This window comes from Bradyrhizobium stylosanthis (assembly GCF_001641335.1).
Lineage (GTDB): Bacteria > Pseudomonadota > Alphaproteobacteria > Rhizobiales > Xanthobacteraceae > Bradyrhizobium > Bradyrhizobium stylosanthis.
The window spans coordinates 190438-203809 of record NZ_LVEM01000006.1 but is presented as its reverse complement, the minus strand read 5'-3'; the positions used below and the strand labels follow the sequence as shown (position 1 = coordinate 203809).

The window sequence follows — 13372 nt, the reverse complement described above, 5'->3', positions numbered from 1 at the left end:
CCGCGGACGCCGATGCGTTCCGCGGCCTTGCTGCCGCCGCAGCGGCGCCCCACGGAAACCCCAATCGAACCAGTTCCTTCCCTGCCGCGTCCAACCATGTTGGCGAGGCATTTCGATCGCACGCGTCCGGCTGGCGGCGCGGCGATACCGGCAGGAGGGATCTTATGCGCATCACCGCAAGATATTTGGCAACGACGAGCCTGGTCCTTGTGACCATGGCGATGGCATCGCCGTCATGGGCCGCCGATGTGGACGCCAATTCGACGATCGATACCGTCACCGTCTATCCCGATGGCGCCACCGTGACCCGGATCATCGCGATCGATTTGCCCTCCGGCGACTCGACGCTTGTCGCCAAGGACTTTCCGCTCGGTCTCGATAGCTCGTCCATCCGGGTGGAGGGTGAGGGCGGCGCCAAACTCACCATCGGCACCATCGATGCGCGGCCGCCGCGCGCGGCGCCGGTCAATCTGCCGGAGCTGGACAAGCGCATCGAGGCCCTGAACGACCAGCGCGCCGATCTGCAGGGCACGGTCGACTCGGCCAATGCCCGGCGCAAGTTCGCGGAGCATTTTGCGGAAGCGGCCCCCGTCGGCATCGGCGAGAAGGGCGAGGCGCGGCCGATCGCCGAATGGCGCACGGCCTTCACCGCAGTCGGCGACGAAATCGCCAGCGCCGACACCGCCATCCGCGAGGCCACGCGCAAGATCCGCGAGATCGACCGGCAGATCGCCCAGCTCGACGTCGAACGCAAGGCCAAGCCGCCGAGCAAGCTCGAGGTTCGCATGGACATCGCAGCGCCGGCCGCAACCAAAGCGACGCTCCGGGTCACCTATAATGTGCGCAACGCGCGCTGGCTGCCGCTCTACGACGCCCGGCTCGACACCGGTGCCAAGGACCGCAAGCCGCAGCTCGAACTGGTCCGCCGCGCCGAGATCACGCAATCGACCGGCGAGGACTGGTCAAACGTGACGCTCGGAGTCTCCACGGTCCGCATCAACCGCGGCGGCAACGCGCCGGAGCTGAACACGCTGGTGGCGCAATATCCGCAACCGCCCAAGCCGATGGCACTCGGCGCGGCCTCGGACCTGGCAAGGCCCGCGCCCGTAGCGCGCCAAATGCAGATTCCATCCTTCGCGGCCAAGATTGCGGAGTCACCCGAGCCGCGCGAGCGCGCCGACGAGCTGCAGGCGGTTGCCGAGATCGGCGACTTCCAGGCCACCTTCAAGATTCCCGGCCGCGTCAGCCTCGGCGCCGCCGAGGGTGCCAAGAGCCTGCGCATCGCTTCCACGAGCGTGACCGCCGATCTCGCGGTGCGCGCGGCGCCGGTGCTGGATCCCACCGCCTTCCTCGAAGCCAGCTTCAAGCAGACGGATGAGGCGACGCTGCTGCCGGGCAAGGTCGCGATCTACCGCGACGGCGTCTTCGTCGGCCGCGGCAAGATTTCCGCCTCCGCCAAGGACGACATCGTGCGGCTCGGCTTCGGCGCCGACGACAAGGTCAAAATCGAGCGCGCCGTGATCAAGCGCAACGAGGGCTCGGCCGGCCTCCTCGTGACGACGTCGAAGACCGACGAGCGCACGTTCAAGACCACCGTCCGCAACGGTCATGATTTCCCGATCAAGGTCGCGATCGAGGATCAGCTGCCGGTGAGCGAGAGCGAGGACATCGTCGTCGAGATGCTGCCCGCGACCACGCCGCCGACCGCAAGCAACATCCGCGACAAGCGCGGCGTGCTGGAATGGTCATTCGACGCCAAGCCCGGCGAGGCCCGCGACATCAACTTCGCCTGGCGCATCCGCTGGCCGAAGGACAAGGGCATGGTGATCGTGCCGGCGGGGTAGGCCTCGCGGCTGGCGGCTTCCCTACCTCGCCCCGCTTGCGGGGAGAGGTCGGATTGCATCGAAGATGCAATCCGGGTGAGGGGGACTCTCCGCGAGTCCATCTCTCACCATCCCCGCGGAGACTCCCCCTCACCCCAACCCTCTCCCCGCAAGCGGGGCGAGGGAATGCACCTTCACCGGGGTAACATCGCCGCCCGCATCGACTGCGGCAGCACGTACGGCACGCCGTCGGCCTGATGCACGACGGCGTCGATCTCGAAAATGTCGCGGATGGTCTCGCGCGTGACGACCTCGGCGCGCGGGCCGTCGGCGGCGAGCCTGCCGCCGTTCAGCACGACGAGCCGGTCGGCGAAGCGGATCGCGAGGTTGAGGTCGTGCAGGATCGCGATCACGGCCGTGCCGCTGCTCGCACGGCGGCGGGCGGCTTCGACGAGGTCGATCTGGTGGCGCAGATCGAGGCTCGAGGTCGGCTCGTCCAGCAGCAGCAGGCCCGGTCCATGCTCGGCCTCGCCGCAGGCGAGCTGCACCAGCACGCGGGCGAAATGGGCGCGCTGTTGCTCGCCGCCCGACAGCGTCGGCAATTGCCGTTCGCGGAAATGCGACAGCCCGACCTCGTCCAGCGCGGCCTCGACCAGCCTGCCTGCCTCGCGCGCACTGCGCTCGCCCGCGCCCATCAGCACGATCTCCTCGACCGTGAAGGGGAAGGTGACATTGATGTGCTGGGACAGCATCGCGCGGCGCGCGGCGAGCTCCCGCGGCGTGTAGCTGCCGATGCCGCGCTGCTTCAGCCGTACCTTGCCCTCGCTCGGTCGGAGATCGCCGGACAACAGCCGCAGCAGCGTCGACTTGCCGGCGCCGTTCGGGCCGATGATGGCCACCATTTCGCCGGCCGCGACGGTCACGCTGACGCCGTCGAGCAACGTCGCGCGGCCGGCGCGCTTGATCAGGCCACTCGCTTCGATCACGGCGCTCATAGCGCGGCGAGCCCGCGTTGCCGTAGCAGGATGCCGAGGAAGACCGGTGCACCGACGGCGGCGGTCAAGATGCCGATCGGCATCTCCGCGGGCGCCACGATGGTGCGCGCCAGCGTATCGGCGCCGACCATCAGGATCGCGCCGAGCAGCATGGACGCCGGCAGTAGCAGCCGGTGCGCCGGTCCAATGACGAGGCGGAGGAGATGCGGCACCACGATGCCGACGAAGCCGATCACGCCGCTGATCGAGACCGCAACGCCGGTCATGGCGGAGACCATGACGATCGAGATTTTCTTGAGACGCTCGACGTCGACGCCGCCGTGAAAGGCGTCGGCTTCGCCGAGCACCAGCAGATCGAGGCCGCGCGCGATGAAGGCGCAGGCCGCGAGCCCGATGAGGAGGACCGGCGCGAGCACGGCCGCCTTGGTCCAGGTCGCGCCGCTCATCGAGCCGAGCATCCAGAACGTGATGTCGCGCAACTGGCGGTCGTCGGCGATGAACACCAGCAGCCCGATGCCGGCATTGGTGATGGCGGTGATGGCGACGCCGGCGAGCAGGAAGATCGCGATCGAGGTCCGCCCCGCGCGGCTGGAGATGCCGTAGAGGATGGCGGTCGTCGCCAGCGAGCCCGCGAAGGCGGCGAGCGGCAACAGCTCGGTCTGGAGGAAACGCAGCGTCTCGCCGAAGCGCGAATCCGTGAACACGATCGCGCCGGCGGCCGCGAGCGCGCCGCCGCTGGAGACCCCGACGAGGGCGGGATCGGCGAGCGGGTTGCGGAACAGGCCCTGCATGATCGCGCCGGCCGCCGCCAGCAGCCCGCCGACCATCGCAGTCGCGGCAATGCGGGGAATACGGATCGACCACAGCACGAGCTGGTCGCGCGCCGTCATGGGGTCGGCAGCAGCGTGACCGGCAAAGCCGAGCGCCGCCGGAAGCCGGGAAAGGGGAATGCCGGCTGCGCCGACCGTCAATGCAACGACGGCGGTGCCGACCAGTATTGCGAGCAGGGCGGGAATCGCGACCGGCACGAACCGGCGTCCCGCGCCGGCTCGTCGCAGGCTCCGCGGCTCCGTCCCGGCCGCCACGCTCATTGTCGGCAGTTCGCCGCCGACAGCGCCGATGTGAAGGCGCCGCCATCGGCCAAGGTCGGATAGAGCTTGACGGAGAGATCGCGCGCGGCCGCGGCCGTGCGCGGCCCGAAGCCGAGCAGATAGAGCCCGTCCATCGTGATGAAGCTCTTGTTGGCCGCGACCGGCGTCAGCGCGAAGCCGGGATGGGTGTAGACCGCATCGGCCTGCAGCGAGTCCTTGCCGCGCTCGATCGACAGCACGACTTCGGGCTTCGCGGCCACGATCGCCTCGTCGCCGATGACCTTGTAGCCGTCATAGTCGTCGACCGCGTTGGTGGCGCCGGCGAGCTGGATGATCTCGTCGGCGGCGGTCTTGTGGCCCGCGACCATCGCGCGCCCGTTCTGCAGCGACATCACGAACATCACGCGCACCGGCTTCGTCACTTTGGCACGCAGGCCGCGAAGCTGGGCGAGATCGGCGCCGACCGCGTTGCTGAGGCACGCGGCGCGTGCGTCGACGCCCATGGCGTGACCGACCAGCTTGATCTTCTCGAGCAGGCCCTCCTCGGAGAAGGTCTCGGGCACCAGCACCAGCGGCACCTTCGCCGTCTCCAGCAGGTCCATGGTCTCGCGCGGACCCGAGCCCTGGATCGCCAGGATCAGCGTGGGGTTGAGGCCGAGCACGCCTTCGGCGGAGATCTGGCGCATGTAGCCGACATTGGGCTTGTCGTGCAGCGCCGCCGCCGGATAGAGGCTGGTCGTGTCGACGCCGACCAGCCGGCTTTCCAGCCCGAGCGCATAGAGGATCTCGGTGATCGCGCCGCCGATCGAAACCGTGCGCGCGAAGTCGGCAACGGTGACGTCGCGATTGCGCGCGTCGTGGACGGTGACGCCGGCCGCATGCGCGCTCGATGCAAGCGCGATGACGCTGGACAGCACGAGGTTTGCGAGGGTGCGACAAAATGTCATTACAGGTTACTTCGTCAGGATCAGCTTGTTCTGCGAGGTGAGGCGGAGGCGATAGCTGTCCTCGCCATGTGCGATGATGATCTCGCGCTCATGCGCAAACAGCTCGCGGCTGTCGATCCGGCTCCCCCGCATGGTGAGAGTTCTCGTTGCTGCAGAAGGACTTTGTGTCGGTCCTGCCGCATCGCCGCCATTGTCTCCCGGTGTCGCTGGCATTGTGAGTGTGATGCGCTTTCGTAAATTCAGATGCTGGCTGCTTGTACAGGCGGCATCAGGCGCATTCCAACGGCGGCGATTTACAATTGATATAAACTGCAACCCGGCGTCATTGACCGTCAGAGTGTTGCCACGTAACCAAATAAGGCAGCGGGCCGGGGAGCCCGCACCACAAATAGCCAGCCAGTCGCTCGCCTCGTGCGGCGCACGCCAGCCAAACTAAGACAATGATGATTGGGTTGGGGTTATGGCTGACGGGGCTAGGTATTCGCGCGCCCTGATTTTGGGCGCGTCGGTGGTTTCAATCGCGGCAGTGATGCCGGCAAGCGGCTTTGCGCAGACCGCTTCGTCACAGAGCGAAAGCGCCTCACCAAAGCAGGCCAAGCGCAAGCCGGCCAAGCCGCAAGCCGCGCAGCAGGCGACGCCTGACGCGTTGAACGCCCGCGCGCAGGCCGGCGGCACGGCGCCGGTTCAGGTGCTCGACACCATCACCGTCGCCGCGACCAAGACCAAGGAGCGCGCGATCGACGCGCTTGCGCCCGTCAGCTCGATTACGCTCGACCAGATCCAGGGCCTTCAGCCGAACCGGCTGTCGGGAATCTTCTATGCCGTGCCCGGCGTGTCGTTCCAGGAGCGCGGCGACGATCCCTCGACCGTCATCAACATCCGCGGCCTGCAGGAGTTCGGGCGCGTTGCGGTGGTCGTCGATGGTGCGCGCCAGAATTACCAACGCACCGGTCATAACGCCAACGGCTCCTTCTTCCTCGATCCTGAATTGATCGGCGGTGTCGACGTCGTGCGAGGCCCGACCGCGAACATCTACGGCTCCGGCGCGATCGGCGGCCTGGTCTCGTTCCGCACCAAGGACATCGACGATGTGGTGCGTCCCGGCGAGCGCTGGGGCGTCGACCTCTCGGGCTCCTACGGCTCCAACAACAATCGCGGTCTCGGCTCGGTATTCGGCGGCGTGCGCGCCACGCCCGACGTCGATATCTTCGGCGGCGCGGTCTACCGCACGCAAGGCAATTACAAGGACGGCAACGGCACCGAGATCGGCAACACCGGCAACCAGGTTGAGGCCGGGCTGCTGAAGCTCACGGTGCGTCCCGCCCTTGGCCACGAGGTCAAGTTCGGCGCCGTCTTCCAGGACTATCAATACGATATCGGCCAGTTCAACAGGGGGCCGGTCGCGACCGCAGCCCAGCGCGCGCTCTATCAGGGTTCGTCGGTCTACGCGTCCGACGCCAAGAACTACACCGGGACGATCACCTGGAATTATTCGCTGCCGAGCGACAATCTGTTCGACTCGCACGTGTCGGTCTACGGCAACCGCGTCGATAACGACCAGACCAAGACGTACCACTATTCGACCTCGGGTGCAGCCCTCTGCGGCACCGGCAATTTCGGCAACAACATTTCCGGCTGCGTCGGCGACAAGCGCGGCTATGTCCTCAACACCTTCGGCATCGACGCCAACAACACCACGCGCTTCAATGTCGGCGACTGGCGCAACGCGCTCACCGTCGGCTTCGATGCGTTCCAGGACGACGTGATCACGACCGACAGCCGCGGCAATTCCAACATCACCACGCCGAGCGGCATCCGCACGGTGTCGGGCGGCTTCCTGCAGTTGAAGCAGAACTACAGCACCTGGTTCGAGGCGGTGAGCGCGATCCGCTACGATCGCTACGATCTGGAATCGGGCAAGACCAACGGCAGCGGAGACCGTTTCTCGCCGAAGATCACCCTCGGCGTCACGCCCGTTCCCGGCTTCCAGCCCTATGTGAGCTATGCTGAAGGCTATCGTGCCCCGTCGATCACCGAAACCGTGATCTCCGGCGCGCACGCGACCGGTGGCGGCCCGGCGCTCTTCCCCTGCCCGGACGGCACCGTCGGCCTGTTCTGTTTCCTGCCCAACCCGAACCTTCGTCCCGAGATCGGCAAGAACAAGGAAGTCGGCTTCAACCTGAAGTACGACAACATCTTCAGCGCCAACGATTCATTCCGCGGCAAGATCAACCTGTTCCGTAACGACGTCAGTGATTACATCGACCTCGTTTCATTCGGCTTCGTGACGTTCCCCGGCGTCGGCTCGTTCGCGCAGTATTACCAGTACCAGAACATCGCGCAGGCCCGCATCCAGGGCTTTGAAGCGGAGACGATGTACGACGCCGGCAACTGGTTCGTCGGTGTCGCCGGCCACTACATCCAGGGCAAGAACGCCGTGACCAATGTCGGTCTCGCGACCATCACCCCGCGCAAGGTCGTCACCACCGGCGGTGTCCGGCTGCTCGACCGCTCGCTGGTCCTGTCGGCGCAGTGGGCCTCGTACGGTCCGAACAACGACGTGCCCGCCGGCTATCTGCCCGCGACCGGGTACGAGCTGGTCAATCTGTACATGACCTACAACGCGACCAGGGACATCGTGTTCACGGCTTCGATCGACAACCTCCTGAACCAGTACTACCGGCCCTACGCCATTCCGGGCAGCTCCACCGACGGCACCTCGCAGAACGACGTGCTGTGGTCGAGCCCGGGACCGGGCCGGGTCTACAAGGCCGGCATGAAGATCCACTTTGGAGGCGCGTGAGCCAAAGGCACCGCAACACCATCAACTTCCGCCGGGCCGCGCTGATGCTCCAGCGCGGCTTCGGCGCGTTTTCGATTTGAGAGCAAGGAGAGACCTCACATGTTCATCGCCATGAATCGTTTCCAGGTGAAGCTCGGCTCGGAAGCCGCGTTCGAGACCGTCTGGCGCACCCGCGAATCCTATCTCGGCAGCATGGCCGGCTTCGTCGAATTCCACCTGCTCAAGGGACCGGCGCTCGAGGATCACACACTGTATTCCTCGCACACGGTGTGGGTCGACAAAGCCGCCTTCGAGGCCTGGACGAAATCGGACGAATTCCGCCGCGCCCATGCGCGCGCCGACAACAAGACCGGGGAGAGCCTCTATCTCGGCCACCCCAAGTTCGAGGGGTTCGAGGTCATCATGACCGAGCGCAAGACGAACGCGGCCGCCTAGGCCGCGGCTGATCACGAAAGGGATACGGACATGCTGAACACCGATCTCGCCGATCTCAAGGCGTACATGGCCGACAATCCCGGCGCGGTGATCGAGGACGTCGCGCGCGAGCGCAAGGTGACCGCGCGTGCGGTGATCGAGGCGTTGCCGTCGTCCATGGTACGCATCGGCGGTGGCGAGCATTTCGCCGCTGCCATGCAGGACATCGCGGTGTGGGGCGAGGTCACGCTGATCGTCCACACCGATGATGCGATCTTCGAGTTTACCGGGGCGGTGCCGGCGGGCGAGATCGGCCGCGGCTATTTCAACCTGATGCAACCGAAGGGATTGCACGGCCATCTCAGGCACGAGCGCTGTGCGGCGGTCGCCTTCGTCGAGCGTCCGTTCATGGGCAAGACGTCGGCCTTCGTCGCCTTCGTCAGCGCCGATGGCTGCATCATGTTCAAGGTTTTCGTCGGCCGCGACGAGACCCGGGCGCTGCGCGCGGACCAGTTGCTGCGGTTTCGCCAGCTCGCGGACCGGATCGCGGCGTAGCTTCTCTTCTGTCGGGAGATCAGGATGCAAAGCAAAGTCGGGCTTCGGCACGTGATCCTGGCAACTGCCCTGACGCTCGCGCCGGCGCCGGCCTTCGCGATCGACGAGGCGCTGTTGCCGCGCAATCTGTCGCCCTGGGGCATGTTCCTGGGCGCCGACATCGTCGTGAAGGCGGTGATGATCGGGCTCGCCATCGCCTCGCTGGTGACGTGGACGGTGTGGCTGGCCAAGACCATCGAGCTGCGCCGCAAGGGCACGCTCGCCGTCAAGCGCACCCGCGCGCTCGAAGGCAGGATGAAGCTGGCGGAGGCGGCGGAGCGAATCGGGGATGCGCACGATGCGGTCGCCCAGCTCATCCAGTCCTGTGCGAAGGAGGCGGAGCTCTCCGGCGGCGTCGTCGATGACGGCCTTCAGGAGCGCGTGGCGCTGCGACTGGAGCGGGTCGAGGCGGCGATGTCCCGGCAGATCGCGCGCGGCACCGGCGTACTCGCGACCATCGGCGCCACCGCGCCGTTCGTCGGCCTGTTCGGCACGGTCTGGGGCATCATGAATTCCTTCATCGGCATCTCCGAGAGCCACACCACGAGCCTCGCCGTGGTCGCGCCGGGGATCGCGGAGGCGCTGCTCGCAACCGCCCTCGGCCTCGTCGCCGCGATTCCGGCGGTGGTCATCTACAACCATCTCGTCCGCGGCATCGCCAATTACCGCGCATTGCTGGGCGATGCCTCGGCCCAGCTGATGCTGCTGGTCAGCCGCCAGCGCGACCACAGGGAATTCCGCCTGGCACGGGCGGCGGAGTAGGCCATGGGCGCGAAGCTCGGTGCACGCATGGGATCGCCGCTCAGGCGCGGCGACCCCGGTGATCTCGACGTCACCCACGAGATCAACGTCACGCCGTTCATCGACGTGATGCTGGTGCTGCTGATCATCTTCATGGTGGCAGCCCCGCTCGCCACCGTCGACATCGGCGTCGAATTGCCCGCGACCGCGGCCGAGCCGGCGCCAAGGCCGGACAAGCCGGTCTTCGTGACGGTGAAGCCGGATCTCACCGTTGCCGTCGGCGAGGACACGATCGCGCGCGACGGTCTTGCCGCCGCGCTCGCAGCAGCGACCCACGGGCGCAAGGACGAGCGCATTTACCTGCGCGCCGACAAGGCGGTGAGCTACGGCGATCTGATGGAGGTGATGAACACCTTGCGCAATGCCGGCTATCTCAAGGTCGCCCTCGTCGGCCTCGACGGACGCAGCTGATGGCCGCCGCGAACGCCTTCGCCCTGCACGAGCCGCTCGGCGAGGGCGAGGCCGCGCGCTGGGGCTTCTCGGCGGGCGTGATCGTGGCGCTGCATGTTGCCGCCGCGGTGCTGGCCATGAGCTGGATCAAGTCGCAGCCGGAGCAGGGCGTCAGCCTGCCGGCGATCATGGTCGACATGTCGCCCGTGACGTCGGCACCGCAATCGACGCCGCTCGACCTCGCGCCGGGGCCGGTGATGGAGCAGGCGGACGCCTCTCCGCCGGATCAGTCCGCACCGCAGGCCATCGAGGAGACCATCGCGCCGACGCCGCCGCAGGAAAGGCCTGACGTGGTGGCGCCGCCCGAACAGAAACTGAAGCCGGCCGAGGCGGAGCCCGCCAAGGCGGTCGCCGAGACCAGGCCCGAGCCGGTCAAGCCGAAACTGGTGCGTCCCGATGCCAGGAAGCCCAGTCACACGACGCCTGCGCCGCGCACCACCGCCTCGCCGCGTGCGGAGCGGCAGGCGCCCGCCGCATCGGCGGTGAATACCGGCGCGTCGGCGGCAGCGATCGCTTCCTATAACCAGATGGTGGCCGCGCATTTGCAGCGCTTCAAGCAATTCCCGCCGGCCTCGAAGGCGGCCGGCGAGCACGGCGTGTCACGCCTGAGCTTTACGCTGAACCGCAGCGGCCAGGTGCTCGGTAGCCGTCTTTCCGGTTCGGCCGGCTATGCGGCGCTCGACGCCGAGACCATGGCGATGGTCCGCCGTGCGCAGCCATTCCCGGCATTCCCGCCCGAGATTACGCACGCCACGATGAGCTTCTCCGTGCCGATCTCGTTTGCGATCCGGTAGCTCTCTCCGCAGTCATGCCCCGGCTTGACCGGGGCATCCAGTACGCCGAGGCATCACGCTTCAATCGCTGACGCCGCGGCGTACTGGATCGCCCGGTCGAGCCGGGCGATGACCGTGTCGAGAGAGCAGTCTTACTTCGCCTTCAGGAAGTCGGCGACTTCGAGCAGCATGAACTCGTCGTCGTCGGCCTTATTGGGATCGCGGCTGGACGAGAACGGCAGGTTGTTGTCGTTGCCGACGATGATGTGGGTGTCGTCGACGCGATCGACGTTCTCGATGGTGAAGAACGGGAAAGTGTAGACGCCGTCATTGAGCGGCTTGCGCGCCTTCTTGTCGGGATCCCTAATCTTCATCAGGTCGATATAGCCGATCTTGCGCACGGGCTTGCCGACATTGGCGTCGGATAGCTCGATCTTGTAGATGCGCTTGAACTTGGCGAGATCCGGGAAGCAGTTTTCGCCACGGGTCCCTTGCGGGCAGGCCTTGTCGGCGGTGCCTTCGCCGTTGTCGCGCTCGATGATGAGGCCGGCGGTCGGGTCGATCATGTTGAAATCGCCGATGGCATTGCCGTTCTGCTCGAACACATACTGCCAGTAGCGGCCGGTGAACTTCTCCGCGGCGACGTCGAATTCGAGGATGCGGGAGGCTTCCTTGCCGTCGACCTTCTCCCAATCCTTCTTGTCGGCATCCCACAGCGGGCCCTCGAGCAGGCCGTAGATGAACTTGCCGTCCTTCGAGGAGGCGAAGCCCTCATAGCCCTTGGAACGGCGCAGGTTGACGTTGGTGTAGGTCGCGCCCGGCGCGCCGGGCGTCGCGACGGCCCAGTTGTCCGGCGAGCGCACCGGCTTGCCGTCGGCAACCGTCTCGAACACGCCGAGGATCTTGCCGGTCTTGTCCGCCTTCAGGATGTAGGGGCCGAACTCGTCGCCGATCCAGAAATTCTCGCCGATGATCTGGAAGCCCTCGGTGTCGAAATCGGAGCCGGTGAGGTAGCGCTTCTGGGTATCCTCATGCACGATGCGGAAGGGCACCTTCTTGTCGGGGTCGTGCAGGAAGATGGTCTCCTGGCGCTCGATCTTGCCGTTCGCCCAGTCCATCTTGTAGCGGTTGAGGTACAGCATCGAATCCGGCGAGTTGGCGCGCGCGCCCATGCCGTTGTCGGTGATCACCCAGTAGCTGCCGTCGGGCATATGCTTGATGCCGGAATGGCCCTGCAGCGGCTGGCCCTTGAACGGCAGCGACACGCCGGTCGGACGCTCATAGGACTTGCCCATCACGGTGCCGAGCGCGTCGACGCGCTTGCCGGTGGTGTATTTGCCGGAGGTCTTGAGATCGGCGGGCGCGTCGGCCGGCGCGTCGATGAAAGTGGCGGCCGGCATCACCACGTGGCCGGCGAGCTTGGCCGGGAATTCGCCCTCGCTCTGCGCGAGCGCGGCGCTCCCTGTGAGAATGATCGTTGCGACGGTGCTGAGAAAAGTCGCGCGCATGTGCGTCTCCTGTTAGCGGACGACGCCTTATGCGGATTGCGTGTTGCAGTTTTGTGAAAGCGGGCGAAAGGCCGCAGGGCGGCTATTCGCATACCGCTTCACACGCCTTCATAGACGAGCCTGGTGAAGAATCCGGGATCGACGAGAAACTGCCCATATCTCGCGTCGAATGCGGCCGTGGGCTTGGCGGCAACAATCTCGTCGCGCGACTTTCCCTGCTTTTTGAGGTTGCCGACATTGTCCCTGATCGCGACCAGCATGTCGCGGAATGCCTGCAGCTCCGCCTTGTTGCTGACGGGCTTGCCGTGACCGGGAATGATGATGGTGTCGTTGTTGGCCACCGCCAGATTCGCGTCGGAGGCCGCGATCATGCCGTTGATGCTGCCGCCGGTCGAATAGTCGATGAACGGATAGATGTCGTTCCAGTAGGTGTCGCCGACATGCAGGACATTGGCCTCGGTAAACATCACCGAAATGTCGCCGTCGGTATGTGCCGGCCCGTAGTACTTCATCGCGATCGATGCGCCGTTGACCTTGAGCTGATGCTCCCTGGCGAACACCTGGGCCGGGACGGCGCTCGGGGGCAGCGCGAGAAAATTGTAGTCCCAGTCCTCGACCCGCTGAACGACGGAGAGGTGCTTGCGGGTATTTTCGTGGGCAATGATCTTGGCGCCGGCCGCCTGCAGCCATTCATTGCCGTCGGCGTGGTCGAAGTGCCAGTGCGTATTGATGAGGTGCGCGATCGGCTCCTTGCCGAGCTCGGCCAGCGCGTTGGTAAGCCGCGGGCGCGAGACGCCGATGCCGGCGTCGACCAGGAGCTTGCCGTCAGGCCCCGTGAGGACGGCGATGTTGCCGCCGGATCCTTCCAGCACGCTGATATTGTTACGCAGCTTGGTGGTCGTGATCGGGGACGTTGCCGCACTGTCCTTGATCACGCTGACAAGGCCGCGCGCCTCTGCGTAGGCCTGTCGCGGCGTAAGCCAACCCGCTGTGGCGGCAAAGGCGCCGCCGACGCAGCACAAACAAAAGCCCCGTCGGGACAATGAGGGGAGTTCTGGCGATCCCATGAAATGCTCGCTTTCCTCAATGCTTATTGGCGGCGCCAATGATCGAACCGGCCGCAGGCACGGCTGGTAGCACCAAGGAAGGCAAGCGATCTACCACGATAGCACG

Annotated in this window: 13 protein-coding genes; 7 read left to right on the top strand and 6 right to left on the bottom strand. The window is 66.1% G+C overall.

Going from position 1 to position 13372, the window contains the following annotated elements; all coding sequences use genetic code 11:
* The first annotated feature begins 164 nt into the window (after window positions 1–164).
* A complete protein-coding gene (locus tag A7X65_RS35450) occupies window positions 165–1844 on the top strand; it encodes a mucoidy inhibitor MuiA family protein (RefSeq protein ID WP_063694039.1) in 1680 nt (559 codons plus the stop codon).
* Window positions 1845–2017: 173 nt separating this feature from the next.
* Here the strand turns inward: A7X65_RS35450 and A7X65_RS35445 are convergent, their stop codons facing one another.
* The 4 genes from A7X65_RS35445 to A7X65_RS43440 are packed head-to-tail and all read right to left on the bottom strand — an operon-like array spanning window position 2018 to window position 5069.
* A complete protein-coding gene (locus A7X65_RS35445) occupies window positions 2018–2818 on the bottom strand; it encodes a heme ABC transporter ATP-binding protein (RefSeq protein WP_063694038.1) in 801 nt (266 codons plus the stop codon).
* Entirely contained in the window at window positions 2815–3909 is a 1095-nt protein-coding gene (locus A7X65_RS35440; protein WP_063694037.1) for a FecCD family ABC transporter permease, read from the bottom strand. The genes A7X65_RS35445 and A7X65_RS35440 overlap by 4 nt, the downstream gene beginning before the upstream one ends.
* Entirely contained in the window at window positions 3906–4856 is a 951-nt protein-coding gene (locus A7X65_RS35435) for a heme/hemin ABC transporter substrate-binding protein (RefSeq protein ID WP_063694036.1), read from the bottom strand. Before A7X65_RS35435 ends, A7X65_RS35440 begins: the two co-directional genes overlap by 4 nt.
* Before the next feature lie 6 nt (window positions 4857–4862).
* Window positions 4863–5069 carry a hemin uptake protein HemP gene (locus A7X65_RS43440; RefSeq protein WP_063694035.1) on the bottom strand — a complete coding sequence of 69 codons (207 nt, stop codon included), beginning with the start codon at window positions 5067–5069 and terminating at the stop codon, window positions 4863–4865.
* A 247-nt stretch (window positions 5070–5316) separates the two neighbouring features.
* On the opposite strand from A7X65_RS43440, the gene A7X65_RS35425 reads away from it, so the two are divergent.
* The 6 genes from A7X65_RS35425 (at window position 5317) to A7X65_RS35400 (ending at window position 10712) form a co-directional block, all read left to right on the top strand.
* Window positions 5317–7659 (top strand): TonB-dependent hemoglobin/transferrin/lactoferrin family receptor, encoded by a 2343-nt coding sequence (locus A7X65_RS35425; RefSeq protein ID WP_063694034.1) that lies wholly within the window; start codon window positions 5317–5319, stop codon window positions 7657–7659.
* 99 nt (window positions 7660–7758) lie between these two features.
* Entirely contained in the window at window positions 7759–8094 is a 336-nt protein-coding gene (gene hmuQ / locus A7X65_RS35420) for a heme-degrading protein HmuQ (RefSeq protein ID WP_063694033.1), read from the top strand.
* 30 nt (window positions 8095–8124) lie between these two features.
* Window positions 8125–8628 (top strand): heme utilization cystosolic carrier protein HutX, encoded by a 504-nt coding sequence (gene hutX, locus A7X65_RS35415; protein ID WP_063694032.1) that lies wholly within the window; start codon window positions 8125–8127, stop codon window positions 8626–8628.
* 24 nt (window positions 8629–8652) lie between these two features.
* A complete protein-coding gene (exbB, locus tag A7X65_RS35410; RefSeq protein WP_063694031.1) occupies window positions 8653–9429 on the top strand; it encodes a tonB-system energizer ExbB in 777 nt (258 codons plus the stop codon).
* A gap of 3 nt (window positions 9430–9432) precedes the next feature.
* Window positions 9433–9879 carry a TonB system transport protein ExbD gene (gene exbD / locus A7X65_RS35405; protein WP_063694030.1) on the top strand — a complete coding sequence of 149 codons (447 nt, stop codon included), beginning with the start codon at window positions 9433–9435 and terminating at the stop codon, window positions 9877–9879.
* On the top strand, window positions 9879–10712 hold the full coding sequence (locus A7X65_RS35400; protein ID WP_063694029.1) for an energy transducer TonB family protein: 834 nt from the start codon (window positions 9879–9881) through the stop codon (window positions 10710–10712). Before exbD ends, A7X65_RS35400 begins: the two co-directional genes overlap by 1 nt.
* Before the next feature lie 131 nt (window positions 10713–10843).
* Here A7X65_RS35400 and A7X65_RS35395 read toward each other — a convergent pair whose 3' ends face one another.
* Window positions 10844–12199: an esterase-like activity of phytase family protein gene (locus A7X65_RS35395; protein ID WP_063694028.1), complete on the bottom strand. Its 1356-nt coding sequence runs from the start codon at window positions 12197–12199 to the stop codon at window positions 10844–10846.
* A 98-nt stretch (window positions 12200–12297) separates the two neighbouring features.
* Window positions 12298–13266, bottom strand: coding sequence for an MBL fold metallo-hydrolase (locus A7X65_RS35390; RefSeq protein ID WP_063694027.1), 969 nt, complete (start codon window positions 13264–13266; stop codon window positions 12298–12300).
* Between the last annotated feature and the right edge of the window lie 106 nt (window positions 13267–13372).

Bases quoted from the DNA above. Each gene is read 5' to 3' on its own strand.
- A7X65_RS35450 (WP_063694039.1), top strand. From the start codon at position 165: ATGCGCATCACCGCAAGATATTTGGCAACGACGAGCCTGGTCCTTGTG.
- A7X65_RS35445 (WP_063694038.1), bottom strand. From the start codon at position 2,818: ATGAGCGCCGTGATCGAAGCGAGTGGCCTGATCAAGCGCGCCGGCCGC.
- A7X65_RS35440 (WP_063694037.1), bottom strand. From the start codon at position 3,909: ATGAGCGTGGCGGCCGGGACGGAGCCGCGGAGCCTGCGACGAGCCGGC.
- A7X65_RS35435 (WP_063694036.1), bottom strand. From the start codon at position 4,856: ATGACATTTTGTCGCACCCTCGCAAACCTCGTGCTGTCCAGCGTCATC.
- A7X65_RS43440 (WP_063694035.1), bottom strand. From the start codon at position 5,069: ATGCCAGCGACACCGGGAGACAATGGCGGCGATGCGGCAGGACCGACA.
- A7X65_RS35425 (WP_063694034.1), top strand. From the start codon at position 5,317: ATGGCTGACGGGGCTAGGTATTCGCGCGCCCTGATTTTGGGCGCGTCG.
- hmuQ (WP_063694033.1), top strand. From the start codon at position 7,759: ATGTTCATCGCCATGAATCGTTTCCAGGTGAAGCTCGGCTCGGAAGCC.
- hutX (WP_063694032.1), top strand. From the start codon at position 8,125: ATGCTGAACACCGATCTCGCCGATCTCAAGGCGTACATGGCCGACAAT.
- exbB (WP_063694031.1), top strand. From the start codon at position 8,653: ATGCAAAGCAAAGTCGGGCTTCGGCACGTGATCCTGGCAACTGCCCTG.
- exbD (WP_063694030.1), top strand. From the start codon at position 9,433: ATGGGCGCGAAGCTCGGTGCACGCATGGGATCGCCGCTCAGGCGCGGC.
- A7X65_RS35400 (WP_063694029.1), top strand. From the start codon at position 9,879: ATGGCCGCCGCGAACGCCTTCGCCCTGCACGAGCCGCTCGGCGAGGGC.
- A7X65_RS35395 (WP_063694028.1), bottom strand. From the start codon at position 12,199: ATGCGCGCGACTTTTCTCAGCACCGTCGCAACGATCATTCTCACAGGG.
- A7X65_RS35390 (WP_063694027.1), bottom strand. From the start codon at position 13,266: ATGGGATCGCCAGAACTCCCCTCATTGTCCCGACGGGGCTTTTGTTTG.